The sequence below is a fragment of the Pseudomonas sp. 1L-B-1-E-C1 genome (assembly GCF_057291835.1).
The window spans coordinates 1-25,081 of the sequence record NZ_JBXAWN010000012.1; the positions used below are offsets into that span (position 1 = coordinate 1).

At 59.8% G+C, this 25,081-nt stretch carries 26 protein-coding genes and 1 pseudogene; 13 read left to right on the forward strand and 14 right to left on the reverse strand.

The genetic code is table 11. The features are described from left to right. Positions 1-420: 420 nt before the first annotated feature. The 3 genes and pseudogenes from AC0Z4S_RS20440 to AC0Z4S_RS20450 all read right to left on the reverse strand — a co-directional run bounded on the left by AC0Z4S_RS20440 (position 421) and on the right by AC0Z4S_RS20450 (position 2,189). Positions 421-779: pseudogene (locus tag AC0Z4S_RS20440) on the reverse strand (DUF6124 family protein). Positions 780-1,195: 416 nt separating this feature from the next. After that, positions 1,196-1,591, reverse strand: coding sequence for a YbaN family protein (locus AC0Z4S_RS20445; protein ID WP_485624388.1), 396 nt, complete (start codon positions 1,589-1,591; stop codon positions 1,196-1,198). Between the two features lie 10 nt (positions 1,592-1,601). Continuing rightward, the gene (locus AC0Z4S_RS20450; RefSeq protein WP_042607482.1) at positions 1,602-2,189 is read right to left on the reverse strand and encodes a UPF0149 family protein; all 588 of its coding nucleotides are present in this window, start codon (positions 2,187-2,189) and stop codon (positions 1,602-1,604) included. Positions 2,190-2,595: 406 nt separating this feature from the next. On the opposite strand from AC0Z4S_RS20450, the gene recQ reads away from it, so the two are divergent. The 3 genes from recQ to AC0Z4S_RS20465 all read left to right on the forward strand — a co-directional run bounded on the left by recQ (position 2,596) and on the right by AC0Z4S_RS20465 (position 7,409). Then, positions 2,596-4,725 carry a DNA helicase RecQ gene (gene recQ / locus AC0Z4S_RS20455; RefSeq protein ID WP_485624389.1) on the forward strand — a complete coding sequence of 710 codons (2,130 nt, stop codon included), beginning with the start codon at positions 2,596-2,598 and terminating at the stop codon, positions 4,723-4,725. Positions 4,726-5,047: 322 nt separating this feature from the next. Further along, the gene (locus tag AC0Z4S_RS20460) at positions 5,048-5,482 is read left to right on the forward strand and encodes a MarR family transcriptional regulator (protein WP_016771142.1); all 435 of its coding nucleotides are present in this window, start codon (positions 5,048-5,050) and stop codon (positions 5,480-5,482) included. A gap of 127 nt (positions 5,483-5,609) precedes the next feature. Then, on the forward strand, positions 5,610-7,409 hold the full coding sequence (locus AC0Z4S_RS20465) for a motility hub landmark protein FimV (RefSeq protein ID WP_485624390.1): 1,800 nt from the start codon (positions 5,610-5,612) through the stop codon (positions 7,407-7,409). A gap of 130 nt (positions 7,410-7,539) precedes the next feature. Here AC0Z4S_RS20465 and AC0Z4S_RS20470 read toward each other — a convergent pair whose 3' ends face one another. Further along, positions 7,540-9,729, reverse strand: coding sequence for a patatin-like phospholipase family protein (locus AC0Z4S_RS20470; protein WP_485624391.1), 2,190 nt, complete (start codon positions 9,727-9,729; stop codon positions 7,540-7,542). A gap of 69 nt (positions 9,730-9,798) precedes the next feature. On the opposite strand from AC0Z4S_RS20470, the gene AC0Z4S_RS20475 reads away from it, so the two are divergent. Further along, positions 9,799-10,086: an Rdx family protein gene (locus tag AC0Z4S_RS20475; protein ID WP_253500310.1), complete on the forward strand. Its 288-nt coding sequence runs from the start codon at positions 9,799-9,801 to the stop codon at positions 10,084-10,086. On the opposite strand, the gene AC0Z4S_RS20480 is transcribed toward AC0Z4S_RS20475, so the two are convergent. Then, the gene (locus tag AC0Z4S_RS20480; RefSeq protein ID WP_485624392.1) at positions 10,080-10,973 is read right to left on the reverse strand and encodes a DMT family transporter; all 894 of its coding nucleotides are present in this window, start codon (positions 10,971-10,973) and stop codon (positions 10,080-10,082) included. The genes AC0Z4S_RS20475 and AC0Z4S_RS20480 overlap by 7 nt on opposite strands. A gap of 222 nt (positions 10,974-11,195) precedes the next feature. Between AC0Z4S_RS20480 and AC0Z4S_RS20485 the strand changes: the two genes are divergently transcribed. Continuing rightward, positions 11,196-12,011, forward strand: a complete 816-nt coding sequence (locus tag AC0Z4S_RS20485) for a UDP-2,3-diacylglucosamine diphosphatase (protein ID WP_024012063.1) — start codon at positions 11,196-11,198, stop codon at positions 12,009-12,011. Between the two features lie 111 nt (positions 12,012-12,122). Here AC0Z4S_RS20485 and AC0Z4S_RS20490 read toward each other — a convergent pair whose 3' ends face one another. After that, the gene (locus tag AC0Z4S_RS20490; protein WP_460125134.1) at positions 12,123-12,713 is read right to left on the reverse strand and encodes an HD domain-containing protein; all 591 of its coding nucleotides are present in this window, start codon (positions 12,711-12,713) and stop codon (positions 12,123-12,125) included. 14 nt (positions 12,714-12,727) lie between these two features. Beyond that, positions 12,728-13,039 carry an Mpo1-like protein gene (locus AC0Z4S_RS20495; RefSeq protein ID WP_485624393.1) on the reverse strand — a complete coding sequence of 104 codons (312 nt, stop codon included), beginning with the start codon at positions 13,037-13,039 and terminating at the stop codon, positions 12,728-12,730. Positions 13,040-13,204: 165 nt separating this feature from the next. Between AC0Z4S_RS20495 and AC0Z4S_RS20500 the strand changes: the two genes are divergently transcribed. Continuing rightward, entirely contained in the window at positions 13,205-14,266 is a 1,062-nt protein-coding gene (locus AC0Z4S_RS20500) for an AraC family transcriptional regulator (protein ID WP_485624394.1), read from the forward strand. Here AC0Z4S_RS20500 and AC0Z4S_RS20505 read toward each other — a convergent pair. Continuing rightward, a complete protein-coding gene (locus AC0Z4S_RS20505) occupies positions 14,223-15,677 on the reverse strand; it encodes a TrkH family potassium uptake protein (protein ID WP_485624395.1) in 1,455 nt (484 codons plus the stop codon). The genes AC0Z4S_RS20500 and AC0Z4S_RS20505 overlap by 44 nt on opposite strands. Positions 15,678-15,798: 121 nt before the next feature. Here AC0Z4S_RS20505 and AC0Z4S_RS20510 point away from each other — a divergent pair, with 121 nt between their 5' ends. Then, on the forward strand, positions 15,799-16,365 hold the full coding sequence (locus tag AC0Z4S_RS20510; RefSeq protein WP_042607492.1) for a nitroreductase family protein: 567 nt from the start codon (positions 15,799-15,801) through the stop codon (positions 16,363-16,365). A gap of 96 nt (positions 16,366-16,461) precedes the next feature. Here the strand turns inward: AC0Z4S_RS20510 and AC0Z4S_RS20515 are convergent, their stop codons facing one another. Continuing rightward, entirely contained in the window at positions 16,462-17,802 is a 1,341-nt protein-coding gene (locus tag AC0Z4S_RS20515; protein WP_485624396.1) for a sensor histidine kinase, read from the reverse strand. Positions 17,803-17,977: 175 nt separating this feature from the next. After that, the gene (locus AC0Z4S_RS20520) at positions 17,978-18,418 is read right to left on the reverse strand and encodes a Spy/CpxP family protein refolding chaperone (protein ID WP_150742442.1); all 441 of its coding nucleotides are present in this window, start codon (positions 18,416-18,418) and stop codon (positions 17,978-17,980) included. Between the two features lie 255 nt (positions 18,419-18,673). Here AC0Z4S_RS20520 and AC0Z4S_RS20525 point away from each other — a divergent pair, with 255 nt between their 5' ends. Genes AC0Z4S_RS20525 through AC0Z4S_RS20535 form a run of 3 tightly spaced genes read left to right on the forward strand, consistent with a single transcriptional unit; the run spans position 18,674 to position 20,392 of the window. Next, positions 18,674-19,240 (forward strand): PAAR domain-containing protein, encoded by a 567-nt coding sequence (locus AC0Z4S_RS20525; RefSeq protein ID WP_485624397.1) that lies wholly within the window; start codon positions 18,674-18,676, stop codon positions 19,238-19,240. Beyond that, positions 19,240-19,938: a hypothetical protein gene (locus AC0Z4S_RS20530; RefSeq protein ID WP_485624398.1), complete on the forward strand. Its 699-nt coding sequence runs from the start codon at positions 19,240-19,242 to the stop codon at positions 19,936-19,938. Before AC0Z4S_RS20525 ends, AC0Z4S_RS20530 begins: the two co-directional genes overlap by 1 nt. Then, positions 19,913-20,392: a hypothetical protein gene (locus AC0Z4S_RS20535; RefSeq protein ID WP_485624399.1), complete on the forward strand. Its 480-nt coding sequence runs from the start codon at positions 19,913-19,915 to the stop codon at positions 20,390-20,392. The genes AC0Z4S_RS20530 and AC0Z4S_RS20535 overlap by 26 nt, the downstream gene beginning before the upstream one ends. 160 nt (positions 20,393-20,552) lie before the next feature. On the opposite strand, the gene AC0Z4S_RS20540 is transcribed toward AC0Z4S_RS20535, so the two are convergent. The 4 genes from AC0Z4S_RS20540 to AC0Z4S_RS20555 form a co-directional block, all read right to left on the reverse strand. Then, the gene (locus AC0Z4S_RS20540; protein WP_016771129.1) at positions 20,553-21,230 is read right to left on the reverse strand and encodes a response regulator transcription factor; all 678 of its coding nucleotides are present in this window, start codon (positions 21,228-21,230) and stop codon (positions 20,553-20,555) included. A 7-nt stretch (positions 21,231-21,237) separates the two neighbouring features. After that, complete coding sequence (locus AC0Z4S_RS20545; RefSeq protein ID WP_016771128.1) at positions 21,238-21,648, reverse strand: SH3 domain-containing protein; 411 nt, start codon at positions 21,646-21,648, stop codon at positions 21,238-21,240. Between the two features lie 108 nt (positions 21,649-21,756). Continuing rightward, a complete protein-coding gene (locus AC0Z4S_RS20550) occupies positions 21,757-22,056 on the reverse strand; it encodes a YciI family protein (protein WP_016771127.1) in 300 nt (99 codons plus the stop codon). A gap of 1 nt (position 22,057) precedes the next feature. Then, entirely contained in the window at positions 22,058-22,654 is a 597-nt protein-coding gene (locus tag AC0Z4S_RS20555) for a septation protein A (protein WP_101158611.1), read from the reverse strand. 87 nt (positions 22,655-22,741) lie between these two features. Between AC0Z4S_RS20555 and AC0Z4S_RS20560 the strand changes: the two genes are divergently transcribed. The 3 genes from AC0Z4S_RS20560 to AC0Z4S_RS20570 all read left to right on the forward strand — a co-directional run bounded on the left by AC0Z4S_RS20560 (position 22,742) and on the right by AC0Z4S_RS20570 (position 25,070). Further along, positions 22,742-23,605: a PHP domain-containing protein gene (locus tag AC0Z4S_RS20560; RefSeq protein WP_485624400.1), complete on the forward strand. Its 864-nt coding sequence runs from the start codon at positions 22,742-22,744 to the stop codon at positions 23,603-23,605. 13 nt (positions 23,606-23,618) lie between these two features. Further along, positions 23,619-24,248 (forward strand): L-threonylcarbamoyladenylate synthase, encoded by a 630-nt coding sequence (locus tag AC0Z4S_RS20565; protein WP_016771124.1) that lies wholly within the window; start codon positions 23,619-23,621, stop codon positions 24,246-24,248. A gap of 123 nt (positions 24,249-24,371) precedes the next feature. After that, the gene (locus tag AC0Z4S_RS20570) at positions 24,372-25,070 is read left to right on the forward strand and encodes a segregation and condensation protein A (protein ID WP_172828192.1); all 699 of its coding nucleotides are present in this window, start codon (positions 24,372-24,374) and stop codon (positions 25,068-25,070) included. Positions 25,071-25,081 lie beyond the last annotated feature (11 nt).

A 25,081-nucleotide genomic window follows, 5' to 3' on the forward strand; every position in this document is an offset into this window, starting at 1 on the left:
CATTTCCAGCCACGCCGGAATAATGACCTGCAGACCGCCCTCCAGAGCACGAATGGGGATGCCCCCCTCATAGGTTTCTCCCGAAGCCAATGGGTCGAGCACGGTCTGGGCGGGAAAATAGGGCGGCTTCAAGGCTTGCGGGGTGGCTTCGTCTGGCTGGGCAGGCGTGGTCATGGCGCGGCTTCCGTGCGGGAAAGTGACGCAACGAGTTAACGCGGATTGGCGGTATTGCGCACCTGTCAGAGTTGACAGGTGCGCTGGGGTATCCGACGAGCGGTCGCCTTCACAAGCAGGCTCGCTTGCGCAGGCCAGCGGTGTCAATGCAGCTTTGTGATCGACACCGATTCCTGTGGGAGCGGGCTTGCCCGCGAAGGCTTCAGCCGCTCCAGCACATCAGTCATGACGTGTCACAGAGGCGCGCTAGTGCGGCAACTCCAGATTATCCAGCACCCGATTCACCGCCAATTCTCCGAGCATGATCAGTTGCGCGATGCCCACAGCGTCCGGCGCTGCGACGGTTTCACCAGCCCGGCGAATTCCTGGGCGATGGTTTTGGCCGAGGCGAGGGTTTCGCAGGCGTTGGCTAGCAGGTCTTCGTTTTTGGTATCGGCGGTGACGGCGTACATTGCTCGGGGGCTATAGGGCGGCGGGGTGGAGCCGGGTGGGCAGAGGTAGTGATCGAGGGCGCGGTCGGCGGCTTCGTGGAGTTTTTTGGAGTCGAGGGATTCGTAGGGGGAGGTGGGGTCGGTTTCGGGCGGGTTGGGTGTTGGTTTGATCATGGTGAGACTCCGTGGTTGATTTAGCCGCCACGGCTCATCGCTAAACAAGTAAAGGTGGCGGCTGTACGCAGGTTAGCGATCCGGGTCACAGAAACCCCGGGTAGACCCTAAGGTCTCCCACGCACAGCCACCATGACATCAAGTGCAGATCGAAAACTGCATTGAGGCTCGGCATTGGTGCGTCTGTAAGGTGTCGGATCGCTAAACCCGATCGCTGATTCGTCAGCGACCGCACCACAATAGAACCCGCCCCCAAGGCGCACAAGCCGGCGGATTCTGGCTTGGCTGTAGGTATTGGCGCAAGAATTTGTAGCCTTGATACCGTGTCGGCAGGTGTCTTTTAAACTCATCGTTTAAAAAGCAAAAGATCGCAGCCTTCGGCAGCTCCTACGGGAGACGTAATTTTGGTTTGTCACTCAGGATTTGCGCAACGTCTTCTGCCGCAAAATATAAACCGTCACCAATACCGCGCTGGTCAACATGAAACCTCGCGCCCAGGCCAGCGGCACCAGATAACAGGAAAACAGAATGCTCGCCCACATCAGTCCGATCGCGTAGACCTTGCCTTTGAGTGGAATGCCGTTGCCTTCGAGGTAGTCGCGAATCCATGGCCCCAGGCGAGGATGCTCGACCAGCCAGCGATAGAAGCGCGGAGAGCTGCGCGCGAAACAGGCCGCGGCGAGCAGGAGGAAAGGGGTGGTGGGCAGGACCGGCAGGAAGATGCCGATCACCCCCAATGCCACGCTGAGCCAGCCGATGGCCAGCAGGACGTAGCGCAACATCAGGGAGCGGTTGCCTATGGGGTTGTCCATAGGCCGGGTCTTAGTGGTGGCGTGGCTTGAGGATCGCCGGTTTTTCATCAGGGGCCTGGCACAGCAGGTACAGCGCAGTCAGGGCTTCCGGGATCTGCACGATCATGTCGTCCATCAGATTGGCGTCCTTGGCGATGTCTTCGAACTCCGGTTGTTCATCGAACAGGCCGGAACCGACCATGATCGGCAGGAGCATTTCGCTGACTTCTTCTTCGGCGGTTTCGAACCAGGCCGCTTCGCGCAGGAACACCCCTTCCATGAAGCCGATGCACCAGCCGCGCAGTTCGGAATCGTCCGGCTCTTCGCCCAGATCCAGTTCGCAAGGCAGTTCGAATTCTTCATCCGAGGCCAGTTGACGAGCAATGTGCGCTTTCAGGCCAATCAGCGTGGCTTCGATTTCGGCACGCTGGGCTTCGTCGCTGTAATGCGGCTCTTCGGCGAACAGCGCGTCGATCCACTCGCGCTCCGGAACGTCTTCGGAGCAGATCGACAGCGCGGTCAGGTAACCGTGGGCGGCGACGTAATCCAGCGCCTCTTCGTGCAGCTCGTCGGCGTCGAGGAAGACTTGCAGGCGGGTCAGTTGCTCAGCGAAGGACATTACGGGGCTACCTTGGGGAATAAACAATGCGGGAATTCTAGGCCTTCTTGCGCGCTCTAGCCAGCCGCTTGGCAGATTTGCCCATATTACCGGCCTTGCTGGAAAGATGAATAACCCTGTGGGAGCGAGCCTGCTCGCGAAGGCGGTGTATCAGGCACTTTCATATCGACTGACAGGTCGCTTTCGCGAGCAGGCTCGCTCCCACAGGGTTTTGTGTGTGGCAGGTTTATCAGGTGTCTTCTCAGCGGCACCCTCTGCGGCGGAGGCCTCGGGTATACTGCCGCGTTTTGCGATCCCTGCCGGCGCTGCGCTGGTCATGCAATGTGTTCTTACGTTTTGTTTAAGCAGCCGAGGCTGCTCTGAACCAGCCTGAGCAGGGATGTATCGGTAGATTTTTGGAGTTTTTATGCTCGAACAGGCTCAACGCGTCCTCAAGGACATCTTCGGCTACGACAGTTTCCGTGGCCGTCAGGGTGCGATCATTGAGCGCGTGGCCAGCGGTGGTGATGCGCTGGTGCTGATGCCTACCGGTGGCGGCAAATCGTTGTGTTTCCAGGTGCCGGCTCTGCTGCGTGAAGGTCTGGCGGTAGTGGTATCGCCGTTGATCGCGCTGATGGACGATCAGGTCGCCACCCTCGAAGAGCTGGGCGTGGCTGCCGCTGCACTGAACTCCACGCTGAGCGCCGAGCAGCAGCGCGACCTTGCCGTGCGGATCAAGCGCGGCGAAGTGAAAATGCTCTACCTGGCACCCGAGCGTCTGGTTCAGCCGCGCATGTTGGCATTCCTGCAAAGCCTGGAAATCGCCCTGTTCGCCATCGACGAAGCGCATTGCGTGTCGCAATGGGGCCACGACTTCCGCCGCGAATACCTGCAACTGGGTCAATTGGCAGAACTGTTCCCCAACGTTCCGCGCATCGCTCTCACCGCGACCGCCGACAAGCGCACCCGCGAAGAAATCGTCGATCGCCTGCACCTGCAGAACGCCGAGCGCTTCCTGTCGAGCTTCGACCGCCCGAATATTTTCTACCGCATCGTCCCGAAAGAGCAGCCGCGCAAGCAATTGCTGGCGTTCCTCGCCGAACGGCGCAGCGACGCCGGCATCGTTTATTGCCTGTCGCGCAAGAAGGTCGAAGAAGTAGCGGCGTTTCTCAGCGAGCAGGGTTTCCCGGCGCTGCCGTATCACGCCGGCCTGCCCAACGATCTGCGCGCCTATCACCAGAAACGCTTCCTCAACGAAGAAGGCCTGATCATGGTCGCCACGGTGGCGTTCGGCATGGGCATCGACAAGCCCAACGTACGTTTTGTCGCGCACCTGGATCTGCCGAAATCCCTCGAGGCGTATTACCAGGAAACCGGGCGCGGCGGCCGTGACGGTCTGCCGGCGGATGCGTGGATGGCTTACGGTCTGCAAGACGTGGTGATGCTCAAGCAGATGCTGCAGAACTCCGAAGGCGACGAGCGGCACAAGCGTCTGGAGCAGCACAAGCTCGACGCCATGCTCTCGTTGTGCGAAGAAACCCGCTGCCGTCGGCAGGCACTGCTGGCCTATTTCGACGAAGACATGCCCGAACCGTGCGGCCATTGCGATAACTGTGTCGACGGTGTGCAGACTTGGGACGCGACGGAGCCGGCGCGCCAGGCATTGTCGGCGATTTTCCGCACCGGTCAGCGTTACGGCGTCGGCCATCTGGTCGACGTGTTGCTGGGCAAGGACAACGAAAAAGTGCGCAGCTTCGGCCATCAGCATTTGTCGGTGTATGGCGTGGGCAAGGCGTTGAGCGAGAGCGAGTGGCGCTCGCTGTTCCGCCAGTTGGTCGCGCGTGGGTTGGCCGATGTCGATCACGAAGGTTATGGCGGTCTGCGCTTGAACGACAGTTGCCGCCCACTGCTCAAAGGTGAAGTGAAACTGGAACTGCGCCGCGACCTGAAACCGCAGGTCACCGCCAAAACCGGCAGCAAGAGCCAGGCCAGCCAACTCGTGCGCGGTGAGGAACGCGAACAGTGGGAAGCCTTGCGCGCACTGCGCCGCAAGCTTGCCGAAGAACATGGCGTGCCGCCGTACGTCATCTTTCCCGACTCGACCCTGCTGGAAATGCTGCGCAGCCAGCCGACTTCGCTGGCGGAAATGGCCCGGGTCAGCGGCGTCGGCGCGCGCAAGCTGGAACGCTACGGCGAAGCCTTCCTCGAAGTGCTCGGCGGCGAGGCCGAGGCGCCGAAGGTGGTGGCCGATGTCCGTCACGAGCTGATCACCCTGGCCCGCGCCGGCATGACGCCACTGCAGATCGCCGGGCAACTGCAGTGCTCGGAGAAGAACGTCTACGCCATGCTCGCCGAGGCCATCGGCAAGCAGCAATTGTCGCTGGAGCAGGCGCTGGACTTGCCGGAGGAATTGATGGGCGAAGTGCAGGACGCATTTCTCGACGGCGAAGGCGAGTTGCCGTCCGTCGCCGAAGTGGCCGAGTTGTTTGCCGGGCGTGTCCCGGAAGGCGTGCTTTATTGTGTGCGGGCGGCGTTGCAGTCTGAATTCGAGATGTAATCTGGCCCGTCCCCTCATCGGAACGCCGCCCGCCCATCCCTCTCCCGGAGGGAGAGGGGGCCGATCGCGGTGTCTGGCGCCATACGTCGACCTGCAAGAACGAGTCGACATGGATTCAGCGAGCGCTGCCAGGTCGGCGAATCTTCAAAGCATCCCCCAATCAGTTCCCTCTCCCTCTGGGAGAGGGTCAGGGTGAGGGGCTTTTGATCTTCACGCAGTTGTAACGATTCAGTACAGAGCGACTCTTGCCTATAACTGCCACCCATGCTTAGCTGACTAATAATTAGATTTCCCGTATTTTCAGTCTAACCGTGAGTGTTTTATGCCGTTAACCGATCAACATCGCTTTGGTATGCAACTGGCCCAGATGTCCCGTGGCTGGCGTGCCGAACTGGATCGTCGTCTCGCCGGGCTGGGCCTGTCGCAGGCGCGCTGGCTGGTATTGCTGCATCTGGCGCGCTTCGAGGAGGCGCCGACCCAACGCGAACTGGCGCAGAGTGTCGGCGTCGAAGGCCCGACTCTGGCGCGCTTGCTCGATAGTCTGGAAAACCAGGGACTGGTGCAACGCCAGTCAGTAATGGAAGACCGCCGGGCGAAAAAAATCGTTCTCTGCGCACCCGCGCTGCCGCTGATTGAACAAATCGAAACCATTGCCACACAACTGCGCCACGAATTGTTCGAAGGCGTCGACGAGGCGGATTTGAAGGTGTGCATGCGCGTTCACGGGCACATTCTGGCCAATCTGGAAAAATCTTGAGGCACATCCCGACGGCGATTTTTTGAGAGATCGCTCTGAGCCGACTATAAGAACTACTGGGCAATATCGTGTTCGTACCGGATGTGCGAACGCATAGAAACCGGTTTTGCTTATTTAAGGGATGCTCATGCTCGCAAGTCGCCACATGCTGCGCGGGGGCGCCAAATGGCTGCTCGCTGCTGGTGTATTCAGCTATTCGACCTGGTCGATGGCGTTGGGGTTGGGCGAAATCACTGTTCACTCAGCCCTCAATCAGCCGTTCAAGGCCGACATCGCTTTGGTCGATGTCGGCACGTTGACGCAAAACGATCTCTCGGCCAGCCTGGCTTCGGCGGATGAATTCGGCCGGGCCGGCGTTGAGCGGGTGTTCTTTCTCAACGACCTCAAGTTCACTCCGATCCTGCGTGGCAGCCGCCAGATGATCCGGGTGACGTCGGGCAAACCGGTCAACGAACCTTTCCTGAACTTCCTCGTGCAACTCGATCAGCCCAACGGCCGACTGCTGCGCGAATACACGGTGCTGATCGATCCGCCGGGTTCGCCGGGCATCGTGCCCGCCACCGACGAGCCGGATCCGCGCCCGCAATCGTCCGAGTTTCCAACCGTCGAACCGGTTACCGCACCGCCCCAGGCTGCCCAGGGCAAACGCACCGCCGCGCCTGTGCCGCCAACGCCAGCGGCACCTGCCAACGATGCGCAGGCCGAGCAACTGGCCGCCAGCGTGCTGCTGACTCAGCAGTTGCAAAAGACCCTCGACGAACAGAACCTCAGACTGCAAGAGCAACAAGTGCAAATAGCCGACGGCAAGAAGCAGATCGAAGATTTGCAAACCCGTCTGGCCGAAGTGCAGAAAGCACCGCCACCGCCCGTGGTCGCGCCGGTTCCGCCTGCTGTTTCAGCTCCGGTCGAGGCGACAGACGATGGCTTGAACTGGCCATTGCTTGGTGGACTGGTATTGCTGCTGGGCGTGCTGGCAGCGTTGCTCATACGCCGCCGTCAGCAACGTTCGACAGCAGATGGCACGCCGCTGCCGCTATTACCGGTGAGCGCTGAAGACGACGTCGATGAGCCCGAACTTCAACAATCTGTCGGTTCGCACGCGGCCACCGATCATCGCGACGAACCCGGTGCCGGCGACGTGCTGGAGGCCGTGGGCATCTACTTGGCCTATGGCCGACTCAGCGAAGCGGCCGGGTTGCTGCGCGACGCCTTGCACAAGGAACCCGGGCGTACCGATATCGGTTTGCAACTTTTGGAAGTATTGGGACGGCAGGGCGACAGCGCCGCTTACGAACAGCAGGAAAACCATCTGCGTGCCCTCGGTGTTGATGACCGCGAACTGGTCGAAGCACGCGCTCGCCATCCGAAACTGGTGGGCGCAACACCGGCAGTGTTCGCGACGCCAGTTGCCCCCGAGCTGCCCGTGGCCACGGCAGCGACCGTCACCGCGCCGCTCGCATCAACGCTCGGCTCTGCCGAAGACGATTTCGAATTGAATCTGGGTGAGCTGTCGATGGATTCAAATTGGGATCTCAACGACAGCCGCACCGATTCCGCCGCGCCGCCGATCGATGATCCAGAGCTGGGCACAAGCCTGTCCGTGCTACCGGTCGACTTCGAATTGCCACAGGCTGCATCTGGCGAGGAAGCCGAACTTGAGTGGATTCCCGAACCCGACGCCCAGCCGCTGGACGACGACTTTCTCAATGAGTTCGGCGATCCCGAGCCATCGCTGGTGTTGCAGCCTCTGGATCTGCAATTACCCGAGTCCGGCGAGACCGAGGCCGCTGGCAAGCTCGAACAGGCGCAAACCTGCATTGACGACGGCGACATCGACAGTGCGATCACGCTGCTCAATGAGTTGCTCAAGGAAGGGGATGAGCCGTTGAAGCAGACGGCAAGGACGTTGCTGGCGGGGATTCGCTGAGCGCCAACGGATTTCGGGTTCATCCTGGACCGCTTTCGCGAGCAGGCTCGCTCCCACAAATGGAATGCGTTCTCCCTGTGGGAGCGAGCCTGCTCGCGAAGGCGCCAGATCGGCCAACGCCGGTTTCAGGTCAGAACGTCTGCCCCAGATTCAGATAAACCGCCTGCTCATCCGCATCATTCAATCCATAAGTGAAATTCAATGGCCCCAGCGGCGTATCGAAGCCGATAAATACACTCGCGGCATTGATGTAGCCGCTGTCGAACTCGTTGTCGTTGTTCCACGCCCGACCGCGTTCCAGCGAGGCGCCGGCGTACAGCGGGAAGTCCAGCGGCAGATAGGAGCGCGGCGTCAGACGGCGGTAATACACGGCGCGCATCAGGCTGACGTTCTGCCCGGACAGCGCGTCCTCGCGGAAACCCGATAGCTGCCGCGCGCCGCCGAGCAGGAAACTCGACGTCACCACATTGGCATCGTCCAGCGTACGGCCATAGCGCCCACCAAGAATCAGCGTATCCGGCCCGTGGCTCATTGCCTTGTCGAACTTCGCTTCCCATTGGCGATAGCGGTTGTCTGAACCCAGACCTGGCTCGAACTGGGCGAACGTCAGGCTGACGTCCTTGCCCTCGTGCGGAAAATACACGTTGTCCAGCGAGTCGTAGGAATACTTCACGGTATAGAAACCTTCGTTGAAGCTCTCGCTCGGCAGATCCTGATCACCGATGCGCACGTCAGCCTTGCCCCAGGCCTGGCCGACACCGAAGCGCACTTCGCCGTTGTTGCCGATCTGTCGGCCGAGATTGAGACCGAAACCGTAACGCTCGACCCGATACTGAGCGATCGGATCGTTATCCAGCACCGAGTCAACGTTCTGCGCCTCGAACGACGCGTAGGGCGCGACGAAGTAACGCGAGCCGACATCCAGCGGCTGATAGAACTCGCTGTACAGCTCCTGCTTGTCGCCGATTTGCGCGCGGGTCAGCCATTCCGCGCCGAGGCGGTTGATGCCGTTGACGCGGTAACTGGCGCCGAGGTTGAAAGCACTGTCGCCGCGCATGTCGTCCGACAGATTGAGGCCGACTCGCAAGTAATCGGTGCCGCTGCGCTTGCCGCTGGCGCTGATGACCAGGGTGTGATCCTGGCCTTTGTGCACCACGCGGTAACGCACTTGATCGAAGTAATCGAGGCCGTACAACGTGCCCATGTCCGAGTGCAGGCGCCCCAGATCCAGCGGTTCGCCGATCGGCTGGCGGATGTAATAGCGAATCACGTCATCATCGACTTTCGAGTCGTTCTCGACCCGGATTGCGGTGATGATCGGTGTGCGCTGTCCCGGCTGGCGGGCGGCGTTCAATTCCGCGTCCTGGGTTTGAGTCGGTTTGAGTTGAGCCAGACGGGCATCGAGGATGCGCGTGGCGCGGTATCCAGCGTCGATCATCTCCTGAGCCTTGCCGAAATCGGTCACGCCGAACGCGGCCAGCGCAGGCTGGATCAACACGTCATTGGCATGCAGAGTCGCCAGTTGCTCTTCGGAGTTGCGCCGGGTCATCAAAGTGATCGACTGATTAAGCACATCCACTACGGTGGTCAGCTGTTTGCGATTGCGCAGCGGTGTGCCGATATCGACGACGATCGCCACGTCGACGCCCATTTCCCGCGCGACATCCAGCGGGATGTTGTCGGTCATGCCGCCATCCACCAACAGGCGCCCGTCGAGCTCGACCGGGGCGAACACCGCGGGGATCGACATGCTGGCGCGGATCACTTGCGGTAGGTGGCCTTTGCGAAACACCACTTTTTCGCCATTGGCGATGTCGGTGGTCACGGCGCGAAACGGGATCGGCAGTTTGTCGAAGTCGCGGGTGTCGCTGGTGTGGGCCAACAGGCTTTCCAGCAGCAGCGCGAGGTTCTGGCCCTGAATCACCCCCAACGGCAGGCCGAGGCTGCCGTCATCACGAAAGCTGAGTTTCTGCTTCACCAGAAAATCGCGGTCGTCCTGCTTGCGCCGGAACGGCACATCTTCACGCGGTGGGGCGTCGGAGAGCGCGGCTTGCCAGTCGATGCTCTGCGCGAGTTTTTCCAGCTCATCGATCTTGTAACCCGAGGCGTACAGGCCGCCGACCACCGCGCCCATGCTGGTGCCGGCAATCGCATCGATCCTGATGCCTTGTTCTTCCAGCGCCTTGAGCACGCCGATGTGCGCCAGCCCGCGCGCAGCACCGCCGGACAGCACCAGGCCGATTTTCGGTCGTGGCGCTTCACTGGCGTGGACCAGCAGGGGAAGGAAACCAAGCAGCAGGCAGAACAGCAAACGGCGCATTGTGAGTCTCGGGGCAAGCGGTAAAGCCGGCTATTATAGCGGCGCCCTTTGTCAGGAGTTTCAGCGATCATGACCGTCGCCAAAGCCGAAGTTGTCATCACTTATTGCACCCAATGCCAGTGGTTGCTGCGCGCCGCATGGCTGGCGCAAGAACTGCTCAGCACGTTCGCTGACGACCTGGGCAAAGTGTCGTTGGTGCCGGGCACCGGCGGGGTGTTTCATATCACTTGTTCAGGCGTGCAGATATGGGAACGCAAGGCAGATGGTGGTTTCCCCGAGGCCAAGGTATTGAAGCAGCGGGTGCGCGATCAGATCGATCCTGACCGCGACCTCGGCCACAACGACCGCACTCAGTGAGAGGCGGCCTCGGCGGCGACGGTTTTTTTATCGCTGCCGCCCGACATCCGCGCCGAGACCACGATCGCGACGATGATCAGCGCGCCACCGATGAGCATGCGCAGGGTCGGTGTTTCACTGAACAGCAGCCAGGCGATGGTGATGCCGTAAACCGGCTCCATGGCGAACACCACCGCTGCCGTGCGTGCCTTGATCACCGCGAGACTGGCGACGAACAGGCTGTGCGCCACGCCTGTGCAGAACACCCCGAGCAGGGCGATCCACAACCAGTCCAGCGCTCGGACTTGAACCAACTGTGGCGCCGCGACCGGCAGCAGACACAGCGCCACGACAACGTTCTGGCACAACGCCGCCTGCACCGCCGGGATGCGTCCGGAACTGGCGCGGTTGGTCAGCGACAGCAGGGAAAACAACAGCCCGGACAACACCGCCCAGAGCAAGCCGATGGTCGCGCCGCTGCCCAGATCGAACGCCGGGGTCACCAGCACCAGACCGATACTGACCAGTACCACCAGCACTATTTCATTGGCGCGGATGCGTTCGCGGAAGATCAGCCCTTCGAGAATCACCGTAAACGCCGGGAAGCTGGCGAAGCCCAATGTCGCAATGGCCACCCCGGCGATCTTCACCGATACGAAAAAACTCACCCAGTGCCCGGCCAGCAACACACCGCTGAGCGCCAGGCGTCGCCAGTCCAGCGCTTGCAGCTTTTGCCAGCCGCTCTGGCTGGCAAATCGAGCGAAGAAGGCCAGGGCAAGCACGGCGAAAGCCGCGCGACCGAAGACGATCACGGCGGGGGACGCGGCTGCGAGTTTGCCGAACACACCGGTCAGGCCGAACATCAACGCGCCGATATGCAGGGCGCCGAGGGCGGTACGCGGAGTCATTGCATTCCTTCTATTTCAAACGCGATGATCATTCCCACGCGGAGCGGGGGAACGATCATGACAGAACAATTGCGCGCCAGTCTAAAGCGCTGTCGCGGTCGCGTCTGTCATCCGGTTCCTCTATTTGCTAGCGATGTGCGTTGTCACACGACTGACTCACACTTGTCACGGTCGATTAACCGGGCGCGCGCAAGCTGGCGAAAACATCGCAGAGGGTTGCCCATGACCAGCGCCGAGCTCGCCAGACCCAGTCGCAAACAACGGGTGCGAACCCTGTGGATCTCCGATGTGCACCTGGGCACGCGGGATTGTCAGGCCGAGCACTTGTCGCAATTTCTCAAGGGCTACCACGCCGACAAGGTCTATCTGGTCGGTGACATTATCGACGGCTGGAAACTGCGCAGCGGCATGTACTGGCCGCAGGCGCACACCAACGTCATCCGCCGACTGCTGACCATGAGCAAGCGTGGCACTGAAGTAATCTACGTCACCGGCAACCATGACGAATTTCTGCGGCGCTATTCGAAACTGATTCTGGGCAATATCCAGTTGGTCGACGAGGCGGTGCATGTCACCGCCGATGGTCGACATTTGCTGGTGATTCACGGCGATCAGTTTGACGTGATCACCCGTTATCATCGCTGGCTGGCCTTTCTCGGTGACTCGGCGTACGAATTCACCCTGACCCTCAACCGCTGGCTCAATCACTGGCGCGCCCGTTACGGCTATGGTTACTGGTCGCTGTCGGCGTACCTGAAACACAAGGTGAAAACCGCGGTAAGTTTCATCAGCGACTTTGAAGAAGCCATCGCCCACGAATGTGTGAAGCGCGAATTGCATGGCGTGGTCTGCGGACATATCCACCATGCCGAGATCCGCAAGGTCGGCGAGGTGGATTACCTCAATTGCGGCGATTGGGTCGAATCGTGCACGGCGTTGATCGAGCATTGGGACGGCACGATCGAGCTGTATCGGCTGGCGGATGCCCAGGCGCGGGAGGCGGAATTGAAAGCTGCCAAAGTTGCAGAGATCGCTTGAACGAAAGAGAAACCCTGTGGGAGCGAGCCTGCTCGCGAAGGCGTAGTGTCAGACGAAACTTCTGTGCCTGATACAGCGCTTTCGCGAGCAGGCTCGCTCCCACATGTGTTTTCAGGCCGGGCTGTGTTCTTGCATCGCAGCCTTGTAAATCGAGTTCTTCGGCTGCGCAAACAGCCGCTCCATCATCGGCTCGAAGAAACTCAGCGGCAGCGTGTCATACGCCGGATCAAACGCCGCCGCGTCGTATTTGGCGCAGAACTCGGCGGTGGCCTGAAACTGCGGATGATCCTTGAATTGCTCGCGCAGATGCCGATCCATGCCCAGGTGATGAAAGAAGTAATAGCCCTGAAAGATTCCGTGTTTCTCCACCATCCACAGATTTTCCGCACTGACGAACGGCTTGAGAATCGCCGCAGCGATGTCCGGATGGTTGTACGAGCCGAGGGTGTCGCCAATATCATGCAACAGCGCGCAGACCACGTATTCCTCATCACGGCCGTCGCGAAAGGCCCGGGTCGCGGTTTGCAATGAGTGGGTAAGGCGATCCACCGGGAAACCGCCGAAGTCGCCTTCAAGCAGTTTCAGATGCGCGAGAATCCGCGACGGCAGCTGCCTGGCATAGGCGCTGAAGTCGGCGGCGATGATCGCCCAGTCGTCCTCGGTGCCGTCCTTCATATGGGTGAAGCGAGCATGGGCATTCATGGGCAGACCCTCATTCAGAACGCCACGCGACCGAGAATCATGTCGCGGTACATGACGAAATCGCCGAGCAGGCTGTAAAGCGGATGCTGGAACGTCGCCGGGCGGTTCTTTTCGAAAAAGAAATGGCCGATCCAGGCGAAGCTGTAACCGGCCAGCGGCAACGCCAGCAACAACAGCCAGGCGCCCTTGGCGATGCTCAGGGCGAGAATGAAGATGACCAGAGAAGTGCCGATGAAATGCAGACGACGGCAGGTGCTGTTGCTGTGCTCGGCGAGGTAATACGGGTAGAAATCGGCGAAGCTGTTGAACTGCTTGATGTTTTCCACGACCGCGCTCTCTGTGGTGATTGTTCTGGCGACAAGTTGTGCGTCGGGTAGCTTATTTGAGTCTAGAGTGATCATTGGCGTGGGCCAGTGACAATCGGCGCCACTTTAGTATCCTTCGCAAATAGGGCGGTCACCTGCAGCCCGTCATGTAAAAGAATAACAACCATGAGCGAACGAACGACTTCTGCAAGCTGGGCGATGGGGATTGTCAAAGCGCTGGAGATGGACGGCCTGGATTGCCGGGTTCTGTTCAAGCAACTGGGGCTGGACTTCAGTGCCCTTGAAGATCCGGATGCGCGTTTCCCGCAGGACTCCATGACCCGGCTGTGGCAGCGCGCGGTGGAGGTTTCCGGCAACCCGGCGATCGGCCTGAACATGGGCAAAGTGGTGCGCCCGGCCTCGTTTCACGTCGCCGGCTACGCGTTGATGTCGAGCAATACGCTGGCTGAAGGCTTCCAGCGCCTGGTGCGCTATCAACGCATCATTGCCGAAAGCGCCGACCTGAGTTTTCGCCGGCTCGATGAAGGTTACGCGCTGATTCTCACCGTGCACGGCGATCATCTGCCGCCGACCCGGCAGAGCGCTGAAGCGTCACTGGCCTGCGCATTGGCACTGTGTGGCTGGCTGACCGGGCGTCCGCTGCATCCGGTGAAAGTGCTGATCCAGGGCGATCAGCCGGCCAATCTGCAACCCTATAAAGAAGCTTTTCATGCGCCGCTGGTATTCGATGCGCCTTATGACGCCTTGATCTTCGAACGTGCCGACATGGAAGCGCCGCTGCCTACGGCCAACGAAGCCATGGCATTGCTGCATGACCGCTTTGCCGGGGAATATCTGGCGCGGTTTTCCGAGAGCCGCGTGACGCACCGGGCACGGCAGGTGCTGTGTCGTTTGCTGCCCCAGGGCGAGCCCAAGCGCGACACCGTGGCTCAGACGTTGCACTTGTCGCAGCGCACTTTGCAGCGCCGCTTGCAGGAGGAGGGCACCAGTTTCCAGCAGTTGCTTGACGACACCCGCCGTGAACTCGCCGAGCAGTATCTGGCGCAGCCGAGCATGACCTTGCTGGAGATTGCCTATCTGCTGGGATTTGCCGACCCGAGCAATTTCTTCCGTGCCTTTCGCCGCTGGTTCGACACCACGCCCGGCGAGTACCGCTTGCGCCTGACGCAGGTGCCGAACGCGGTCAGTGACGCCAGAACGCCGGAATACACAGCACAAACACCGTAATGATCTCCAGTCGGCCGAGCAGCATGCCGAACGACAGAATCCACTTGGCCGCATCCGGCAGGGTGGCGAAGTTGCCCGCCGGGCCGATGGTTTCGCCCAGACCCGGGCCGACGCCGGACACTGTGCTGGCGGCACCGGTCAGCGCGGTCATCCAGTCGACCCCGAGCAGCGAGAGCAGCAGGGCGATCACGCAGATGGTGATGGCGAAGAAGAACGAGAAGGTCAGAATCGAGCGGACAATTTCTTCGTCGAGGCGGTGACCGTTGTACTTCTGCTTGATTACCGCGCGCGGGTGGATCAGCTGATTAAGGTTGGCCTTGAGCAGGATGTAGGCGACCTGGAAGCGGAAAATCTTGATCCCGCCCGCCGTCGAGCCGGAACAGCCGCCGACAAAGCCCAGATAGAAAAACAGCATCAGCGAGAAGTTGCCCCACAGGCTGTAGTCACCGAGGGCAAACCCGGTGGTGGTGACCACCGAGGTCACGTTCAACGCCACATGCCGCAGTGCTTCCAGCCAATGCAGCTTGGTGGTCCACCAGTACCAGGTGCCGAGCACCAGCCAGGTCACCAACAACATTGCCAGCAAGCCTTGCACCTGCTGATCCTTGATCAACGCCCGGCGGTTGCCGCGCAGCGTCGCCACGTACAGGGTGAACGGCAGGCTGCCGAGAATCATGATGACGATCGCCACCCAGTGCACCGCCGGTTGCGTCCACTTGGCCAGCGACTGGTCTGAGGTCGAGAAACCGCCGGTGGAAATCGCCGACATCGCGTGGTTGATCGCATCGAACGGGCTCATCCCCGCCCACCAGAACGCCAGACTACCGAGGATGGTGATGCCGACGTAGGCCGCCACGATCAGCCGCGCCACCATGTGCGAGCGGGGCATGACCTTTTCCGAACGGTCTGAGGATTCGGTCTGGAACAGGCGCATGCCACCGATGCGCAGCAGCGGCAGAATCGCCACCGCCATGCCGATAAAGCCGATACCGCCGATCCAGTGCAACAGCGAACGCCACATCAGAATGCCCGGCGACATGTTGTCCAGGCCATTGAGCACGGTGGAGCCGGTGGCGGTGATGCCGGACATGCTTTCGAAGAACGAGTCGGTGTAGCTGATGTGCTGGGTCAGCAAAAACGGCAGCGCGGCGAAAATGCACACCACCAACCAGCTGCTGACCGTCAGCAGGTACATGTCGCGCGGACGCAGGTGAATGTGTTCGGGGCGGCCGGGAATCACCAGCGCGAGACCGGCGACGAAGGTGATCATGCTTGCCCAAAGGAACGACGGCAGGTCGCTGGTGCGCTCGAAAATCACCAGCGTAGCCATCGGCACGATCATGGCCACAGCCAGCGTGATCAGGAAGATGCCGATGATAAAACCAATGATCCGTAAGGTCGGCAACGCCATGAATTCCGCTCGGGCTGGTGGAAGAAGGGCGCCATTCTACCTGCGGGGCAAGGCATGTAAACCGGCAGGCGTTGCGCAGTTGCAGCTAGAATAGCCGCACATTTTTCAAAGGAGGTGGCCGATGCAGGCTCTCGACGCGTTGCTCAACCGTGTTTCCGTTCCCCGCCTGGTCGAACCGGCCCCCACTGCCGAGCAGCGTGAAGCCCTGTTTGGCGCGGCATTGCGTGCCCCGGATCACGGGCATTTGCAGCCGTACCGCTTTTTGACCGTCGAAGGCGCGGCACGTGAGCAAATGGGCGAGTTGCTCGCCGAAGCGGCCCGCCAGCAGGGCGGCGAAGTCACCGAAGCGATGATCGACAAGGCCCGTAACGGCCCACTTCGTGCGCCGCTGGTGGTTGTGGTAATCGCCAAATTGCAGGAACACGTGAAATATCCGAAGGCTGAGCAACTGCTCACGGCCGGCTGCGCGGCCCACGGGATTCTGCTGGCGGCGTATGCGCAGGGGATTGGTGCGGTGTGGCGCACCGGGGATCTGGCGTATTCGAAACATGTCGCCGAAGGTTTGGGGCTGGTGGAAGGCGAGGAAGTCATCGCGTTCCTTTACCTTGGTACGCCGCAGAAAGAGCCGCGCGTGGCGGAGAAGGTCGATCTGGCCGAGTTCGTCAGCGCCTGGCCAAGCAAGGCTTGAAATCAAAAGATCGCAGCCTTCGGCAGCTCCTACAGGTGTTCACATGACGTTGTAGGAGCTGCCGAAGGCTGCGATCTTTTTTGTCTCACCGTAAAGCTACGGCTGAGCGATAACTCCCGGTACGAGGGGCAATTCCAGACTCGCCACAAACCCGCCCTGCGGATGATTGGCCAGCGTCAGCGTGCCGCCATGCCGTTCCGCCGCGCGTTTGGCAATCGCCAGTCCCAAGCCATGCCCGGCAGCCGTTTGCCCCGGCGCCCGATAGAATGGTTCGCCCAACTGACTCAGATGTTCCGCCTGCACGCCCGGCCCATGGTCGCGCACGCTGATGACAATCCGCTCGCCCTGCCGCGCAGCCTGCAATTCAATCGGCTGATCGCTCGGGTTGAAGCGCTGGGCGTTGCGCAGCAGATTATCCACGGCGCGTTCGATCATCGTTGGCCAGCCTTTGAGATTCAGTTGTGGCTCAGCTTGCAGGCGCACGGTCTGTTCGGGGGAGCTGAGCTGCGCATCCTTTTGCAGTGTGGCGAGCAACGCATTCAGGTCCACTTCTTCAGCGCTGGCGTTGTCGGCATCGACTCGCGCCAGCACCAGAATTTCACTGATCAACGCCTCGAGCCGATCACATTCACGGGTCAGCCGTGGCCAGAGTTTTTCGCGCTCCTCAGGATTGGCCCGCTCGGCCAAAGCCAAGGCAATACGCAGGCGCGCCAGGGGTGAGCGCAGTTCATGGGAGACATCACGCAGCAACTGCCGCTGACTGCCGATCAGGCTTTGCAGACGCGCGCCCATGCGGTTGAAATCGGTGGCGAGTACGCCGAATTCATCGCGCCGGTTGGCCAGTTTTGCCAAGCTGTTCTGCTGATAAGTGGTCTGCCCCAGATCATGCACCGCGCCGCGCAAGCGACTGAGCGGGCGGGTGATCGAGAAGGTCACGAGCAAACTGAACAGGGTCAGCACCACCAATGCGATACCCAGCGCGCTCAGCGGCCAGAGCAGGCTTTCGCGGTGCCAGGCGTCGAGTTCCGGGTGTGGAATACGATAGATGAACAGGTAGGTGTCACCGGTTTTTTCACTGGTGATCTCGTCGGTCAGACGCCTCCACGGTAGCCGGCGATCGTCGTTGTTCTGCCGCGCTTCGAACGCTGCGGCGCGACGCGGGAAGGTGCCACGCACCACCGGGTCGCCGGTTTCGTTGAGCACCTGAACGTCGATGTGATACTGGCGTTTGCGTTGTTCAAGAATGTCCTGCGCCGCTTCTTCGCCCTGGGCCTCGTAGGTCTGCGTCCATTCTGCCGCCAGCGTGTTGAGGCCGGGATGGCGGCTCAGGATCCACGCGTCCTGATTGAGCATGTGCCCAAGCAGGATCGACAGCCCGGCTACCAGAGCGATGGCCAGCCAAAAGCTCGCAAGAATCCGCCAGAACAGTGAACGCACAGAAAATCCTCAAAAAACACAATTCAAACTGTAGGAGTGAGCCTGCTCGCGGTAGCGGTGTGTCAGTCAATTGATGCTTGTCTGACACACCGCTATCGCGAGCAGGCTCACTCCTACAATTGGATCGGTGAAAACAGGCCCGACGAGGTGAGTCGTCGGGCCCAGGGTCAAGCCATTATTGCGCCTTTTGTGCCTGCTGCGCTTTCCAGGCCTTGAACTCGGCCCATTCGGCGCGGCGTTCGGCGCGTTTTTTCTGGATCTCGTCGAACTGCTTCTGTTGCTCAGGTTTCAGCAGTGCGCGGACATCGGATTCGGCTTTCTTGTGGTTGGCCGCGATCTCGTCCTTCATGGCTTTCTGGTCGGCCGGCGAGAGTTTTTCCAGGTACTTGTCGACCACCTGCTTACGCTCATGCATCTGCTCGCCCATGATCTTGCGAATCTGCTCGCGCTGTTCGCGGGTCAGGTCGAGCTGACTGTACGGACCTTTGCCGTGCATGCCGCCGTGCATCTGACCGCCGTGGCGCGGGCCATCCAGCGGACCGCCATCCTGCGGCATGGCCATGGCCACGGTTGGCAGAGCGGCAGCGAACATCAGAGCGATAAGAGTCTTGCGCATGGTGTATCTCCTTGTCTCGTTCCCGGTACGTTCCGGATGAGTGCAGATTACGCAGATCAAGGTCAGCGGCTGTCAGCGCAGCGTAAAGCTTCGGTAAAGACGCTTCGTGCCCGAACTGACAAGCACTGATGTGAATGACCCGCGAAGCAATGTGGGAGGAGCTGAAGGCTGCGATCTTTCTGATTTGCAGTTGAGGAAGATACGCATTGAATTGAGAGTCGCCCTGCAGGGTGTTGATGCGAAAGGACGGGCACAGTGATCGTTGAGGAGTTTGAGGTAACATCTGCTTATCGTGAAATTCAAAGGAGAAAAACGATGGCAGGAAAGCCGGTCGCAAGGCTCGGAGATTCAGGGAGTCACGGCGGAAATATCACGACTGGATCAAGTCCTATTTTTGTGAATTCGATGCCCGTGGCTTTGGTTGGGGATATTTACTCTTGCCCAATTCACGGCAGCAATCCCATCACGACTGGCGCTCCCCATGTTTTCGGTTTGGGGAAAGAAGTTGCCCATGTTGGCTCCCTGACGGCATGCGGAGCGACGATTACTGCTGGATCGCCCGACACCTTCGTAGGTGAGTCTGGTGGTGGCGCTCCCATTAGCTTCTTCTCGCAATTTTTGAAAGAAAAGACTTTCGTTGAGTTTCAGTTGCTCAACGAAAGAGATGAGCCTATCGCCAACGAGGCGTATGAATTGACGCTCCCCGATGGCACCTTGTTGACAGGCTTGCTTGACGAAAATGGCTTTGTGCATGTTGCAAATGTTCCCAGGGGAAGTTGCAGCATAAAGTTTCCGAAACTTGAAGATACGGAACATCTTTAATGGTTCAGCCCACTCAATCTACTAGCACAACACAGTCAGCAAAGAACACAGGTGTGTCAGGGAAAACAACGAAGACCAACCAGGTAGTCGTATCCGGTGCCTATATGGAAATACTGGTGGGAGGCCCTTACACTCGCGATAAAGAAGAGCATCCTTTCGGACACGCAGCTTTACATGTAGTGGTCGGTAGCAAAGATATCACTTACGACTTTGGCCGTTATGGTAAGACATGGGGTACGTTTGATAGCGAGGGTGAGGGCGTTCTGAATGTCTGGACTTCTTTCAAGGCTTATATCTCTGGTGAAAATAGCTTAGGGCGTACGACGACAGGTTTTGTTTATTTTTTGGATAACGCAAAGGCTGAGGCTGTGATCGCTCATTTCGATGCTGTTATCGCTCAGCAAAAAGAGCAGAGGAGAAAAACAGCTTCGTCAGCACGTTATGTCCTTCCTTCAAACTATCACCCGACTACGAATAACTGCACAACAGTGACGATTGCAGGAGCAAAAATTTCAGGTAAGTCAATTTTGTACAACCCTTCGAAATATAACGAAATGCGAGGTCTTTCTTTCATCGAACGGCAGGCCGCGCGTACGCAAAATAGTCCGCAGGATGGGATCTTCATGCCTGCGGACTTGCAAGCCATGCTCGAAGCAAATGCCGAGGCACCCTATGATAAGAAAAACATTTACAAATAAGCGACTCGGCTTATGCCTGGCGGCAGCAGCTTTAACCGTCAATGCGATTTTTTTGGCTTTTCTGATTTTTGATGATAATGGGAAGGGGCACGATATGAAGATGATTAAAACTAAAGAACCGTTGCTGATCGAGGGTCAAAACGGCGACGAGAATTACTACGTGCTGCCGCAGGGTACTACGCTATATCACGATAAAAGCTTTCCTGAAGGGCATGATCGTTATGTGGTGTATCTCAACCATAAGGGTACGATTGCCCATGAAGAAGTACCGATGAAGCCTGAGTATGGCGGTTCTTTCATTGATCCGCTCTGGCTGGCAAATGTTGATGCAGATACTTTGAAAGAAATTTTCAAGCGGTTTCCACTTTCCAAAAAAGACATTGCCGCTGCCATTAAGGCCAACGAGATAACCAAGGACGATTTGGCCGACATTATTCGTTCGATGCCCGATTAACCACTGCAAAGCCACCGACGGCTGCATTCCCTACAGAGCGTGGAAACGATCAGATACCCCTCTGTAGGAGTGAGCCTGCTCGCGATGGCGGTGTGCCAGACAAGAATGTGTTGACTGACACACCGCCATTGCGTGCGGCTCACTCCTACAAGGCGCAGGTCTATAGACTGTAGTAATAACCCCGACTACGCAGCGCAACGATGCGCGGGCGGCCGTCGGGGTGGGGGCCGATTTTCTTGCGCAGGTTGCTGACGTGCATGTCGAGACTGCGGTCGTACAGGGTCAGCTTGCGGCCGAGGGCCAGTTGCGCCAGTTCCTGTTTGTCCAGCGGCTCGCCAGGTTGCTTGAGCAGGGCTTCGAGCAGGCGGCTTTCGGAGACGGTCAGGGTCAGCTCTTTTTCGTCGATGCTGACCACACCGCGCACCGGGCTGAAACTCAGATCACCCAGCTCAAGTTGCGTTGACACAGCGGCGGGATGGCTGCGGCGCAACACGGCGCGCAGGCGCGCGGTCAGTTCGCGGGGGTCGCAGGGTTTGGCCAGGTAATCGTCGGCGCCCAGTTCGAGGCCGAGGATGCGGTCCAGCGGTTCGCCACGCGCTGACAGCATCAGCACCGGCAGGTCGGCGTGGTCGTTGCGCAATTGCTTGAGCAGTTCCAGACCGCTGCCGTCGGGCAGCATCACGTCCAGCACCACCGCCGCCGGGGCAGTTTCGGCCAACGCCTTGCGCGCGCTCTGGCCGTCGTGGCAGGCGCGCACCTGGAAGCCTTCCTGGCTCAACCAGCTACTCAGGAGTTCGCACAACTCCTGGTCATCATCAATCAATAACAGCTCGCTCATGACTCACTCAATTTAGCCATTGCCGACGTTTTCGGCTTGCACCGCTGGCAAAGATACCGCAGAGCAGCGCCAATAGCGCTACCCCGGCGCCAGTGACGAACCATTGCTGTTGATCGGTCAGCAAACGCGGCAACGGGCTGGCCTGGGCTTCCTTGAGTTGCAGCTTCAGACGCTGGTTCTCCTGGCGCAACCGGGCGAGCTGGGCGCTTTCGCGGGTGTTGTCGGCGTTCTGCAGTTGTTTGTTCAGTTCTTCGCGCTGCTGTTCACTGGCCTTGAGGCGCTGTTGCAGCTCGGTGATCTGGCTGCCGGCGCTCAATGACAATGGCGTGGAGCTGCCGCTTTCGGTGGTTTCCTCACCATGGGCGGGGGCCATGATCGACAACGTGAGCAACATCAGACACAACGGACCCTTGCGCATCGCGACACCTGTTTACAAATGGATATTGGGCAGGTTGTCGGCAGGCAAACGAGAATAATGAGCGATTGAGAGCGCGATGAACCGCGAAGGTTCATCGCGTGGAAGGACTTAAGGCAGGACTTGCTTGAACGGCTTGACGATCACGTTGGCATAGACGCCAGCGGCAATGTACGGATCGGCGTCGGCCCAGGCCTGGGCGGCGCTCAGCGAATCGAACTCGGCGACGATCAGGCTGCCGGTGAAACCCGCTGCACCCGGATCATTGCTGTCGACGGCCGGGTGTGGGCCGGCCAGCACGATGCGGCCTTCGCCCTTGAGCGCTTGCAGGCGTTCCAGATGCGCCGGGCGCGCAGACAGGCGGGCTTCGAGCGAGTTGGCAACGTCGGTGGCAATGATGGCGTAGAGCATGTCAGTCCTCGGTTTTTGGCGTTGTGGTATCGGTGTCATGCAAGTGGCGCGACAGGTAGATGCCCTGTGCGACCAGGAACAGCACGGTCATGCCCAGGCTGCCGAACACCTTGAAGTCGACCCAGATGCTCTGGAAGGTGAAAGCGACGAACAGGTTGGCCGCACCGCAGAACAGAAAGAAGCCGATCCAGGCGATGTTCAGGCGCGTCCAGACTGGGTCAGGCAGGGTCAGCGCGTGGCCCATGATTCGCTTGATCAGCAGGCGATCACCGATGAAATGGCTGCCGATGAAAGCGGCAGCGAACAGCCAGTTGACCACTGGCGCTTTCCATTTCAGGAAGGTTTCGCTGTGAAAGGCCAGCGTCAGGCTGCCGAATACCAGGCAGGCGATCAGCGTCAGCCATTGGCTCTTTTCCAGCTTGCGCTGTTTGATGAACAGCGCGCCATACACCACCAGGGAGCTGATGATCAGCATCGCCGTGGCGCTGTAGATACCGCCTACAGTCACTTGCTGGCCGGCGATGTCGACGACCCGTGGATCAAGTTTGTAAACGATGAAGAACAGCAGAAGCGGGATGAAATCGATGAATTGTTTCACAGTGAGAGCCAGAAGCTGGATGTGGCGGCATAATAACAAACATACGGGCGCGCGATAGCGCCAGCTGATTTGAGGTTACAACTCCCCGTGAATGTTGATTTGCACTGCCACAGCACGGCCTCCGACGGCGCCCTGGCGCCTGCGGTTCTGGTTGCGCGTGCGTTCGAAAACGGCGTGCGAGTCCTGGCGTTGACCGACCACGACACCCTCGAAGGCCTCGCCGAAGCGCGGACGGCGGCCACAGAGTTGGGCATGCAACTGGTCAACGGCGTCGAATTGTCCTGCACCTGGGGCGGGGCAACCATTCATGTGTTGGGCTACGGTTTCGACGTCAACGCCGCACCATTGGTCGAAGCGATCGCGAAATTGCACGATGGCCGTTGGCTGCGGTCGGAAGAAATAAGCCGCAAACTCGCTCTCAAGGGCATGCCCGATGCCCTCGATGGCGCCCGGCAAGTCCAGCAGGAACTGGGCGACAGCGGCAATGCGCCGGCCCGGCCGCATTTCGCCGACTGGATGGTGCGTGAAGGGTATGTAAAGGATCGCGCCGAGGCGTTTCGCAAATGGCTCGGCGCCGGCAAACTCGGCGACGTCAAGCTGCACTGGCCGACCCTGGAAGACACCGTTGGCACCCTGCGCGCCGCTGGTGCCTGGGTCAGCCTGGCGCATCCCTGGCACTACGATTTCACTCGTAGCAAACGCCGAAAGCTGATTGCCGACTATATTCAAGCAGGCGGGCATGCGATCGAGGTGGTCAATGGCCATCAGCCCGCAGAACAGGTCGGCAGCCTGGCAATCCTTGCCCGCGAGTTCGGTCTGCTGGTCAGCGCCGGCAGTGACTTCCATGGCCCTGGCGGCTGGTCCGAGATCGGCCAGTACCGGCCGGTTCCCGAGGACCTTCCACCCCTGTGGTGTCGGTTCAAACATGACACAGATATTGCCGCCGTCTGAACAGGTAGAAAATGTGAGTCAATTTTTCCAGATACATCCGGAAAACCCGCAAGCGCGCCTGATCAAACAGGCCGTCGAGATCATCCGCAAGGGCGGGGTGGTGATTTATCCCACGGACTCGTCCTACGCCATCGGTTGCCAGATCGGCGACAAGACCGCCATCGAGCGTGTGCGACGTCTGCGCCAGCTCGATGAAAAGCACAACTTCGCGCTGATCTGCAGCGACCTGTCGCAACTGGGCAACTACGCCAAGATCGACACCGGCACCTTCCGCATTCTCAAGGCGCATCTGCCGGGGCCTTACACGTTTATTCTCAACGCTACCCGCGAAGTACCGCGCCTGTTGTTGCATCCGAAGAAACGCACCATCGGCCTGCGCGTGCCCAGCCATCCGATTGCGCTGGCGTTGTTGGCCGAGCTCGGCGAGCCACTGATGAGCGTGACGCTGATCATGCCTGGTGACGAAGATCCGTTGAGCGATCCGTACGAAATGCGCCAGTTGCTTGAGCACCAGGTCGATCTGATCATCGACGGCGGTTTCGGCGGCATCAAAGCCTCGACGGTGATTGACCTGACCGGCGACGACCCGGAAGTGGTCCGCGTCGGTTGCGGCGATCCGACGCCGTTCATGGTCGAGGCCTGAATGTCCGCAGTGGAAACCGTGGTCGATCCCCAGGCCGGCGCCCAGCAGGAACTGCCGTTTGCCATGGTCTATGGCCAGGCGGTCATGGAAATGCCGCTGGACCTGTACATCCCGCCGGATGCACTGGAAGTCTTTCTCGAAGCCTTCGAAGGCCCGCTCGACCTGCTGCTGTACCTGATCCGCAAACAGAACATCAATATCCTCGACATCCCGGTGGCGGAAATCACCCGCCAGTACATGGGCTATGTCGAGTTGATGCAGTCGGTGCGCCTGGAACTGGCCGCCGAGTATCTGGTGATGGCGGCGATGCTCGCCGAGATCAAGTCGCGCATGCTCCTGCCGCGCGCCGAAACCGTCGAAGACGAAGAAGACGACCCGCGCGCCGAACTGATCCGCCGCTTGCAGGAATATGAGCGCTTCAAGGCTGCCGCCGAAGGCATCGACGGCTTGAGCCGGGTCGGCCGCGATGTGATCGTGCCCAAGCTCGACGCCCCGGAAGCGCGGGCACGCAAGCTGTTGCCCGATGTCGCGCTGGAAGAAATCCTGATGTGCATGGCCGAAGTGCTGCGCCGTGGCGACATGTTCGAAAGCCACCAGGTCAGCCGCGAGGCGCTGTCCACCCGCGAGCGCATGAGCGATGTGCTGGAACGACTCAAGGGCGGCGGCTTCGTGCCGTTTGTCGAGCTGTTCACCGCCGAAGAGGGGCGCCTGGGTGTGGTGGTGACCTTTATGGCGATCCTTGAACTGGTCAAGGAATCCTTGGTCGAGCTGGTGCAGAATGAGCCGTTCGCCGCGATCCACGTCCGAGCCCGAGCCGAATAACGAGTCCATAC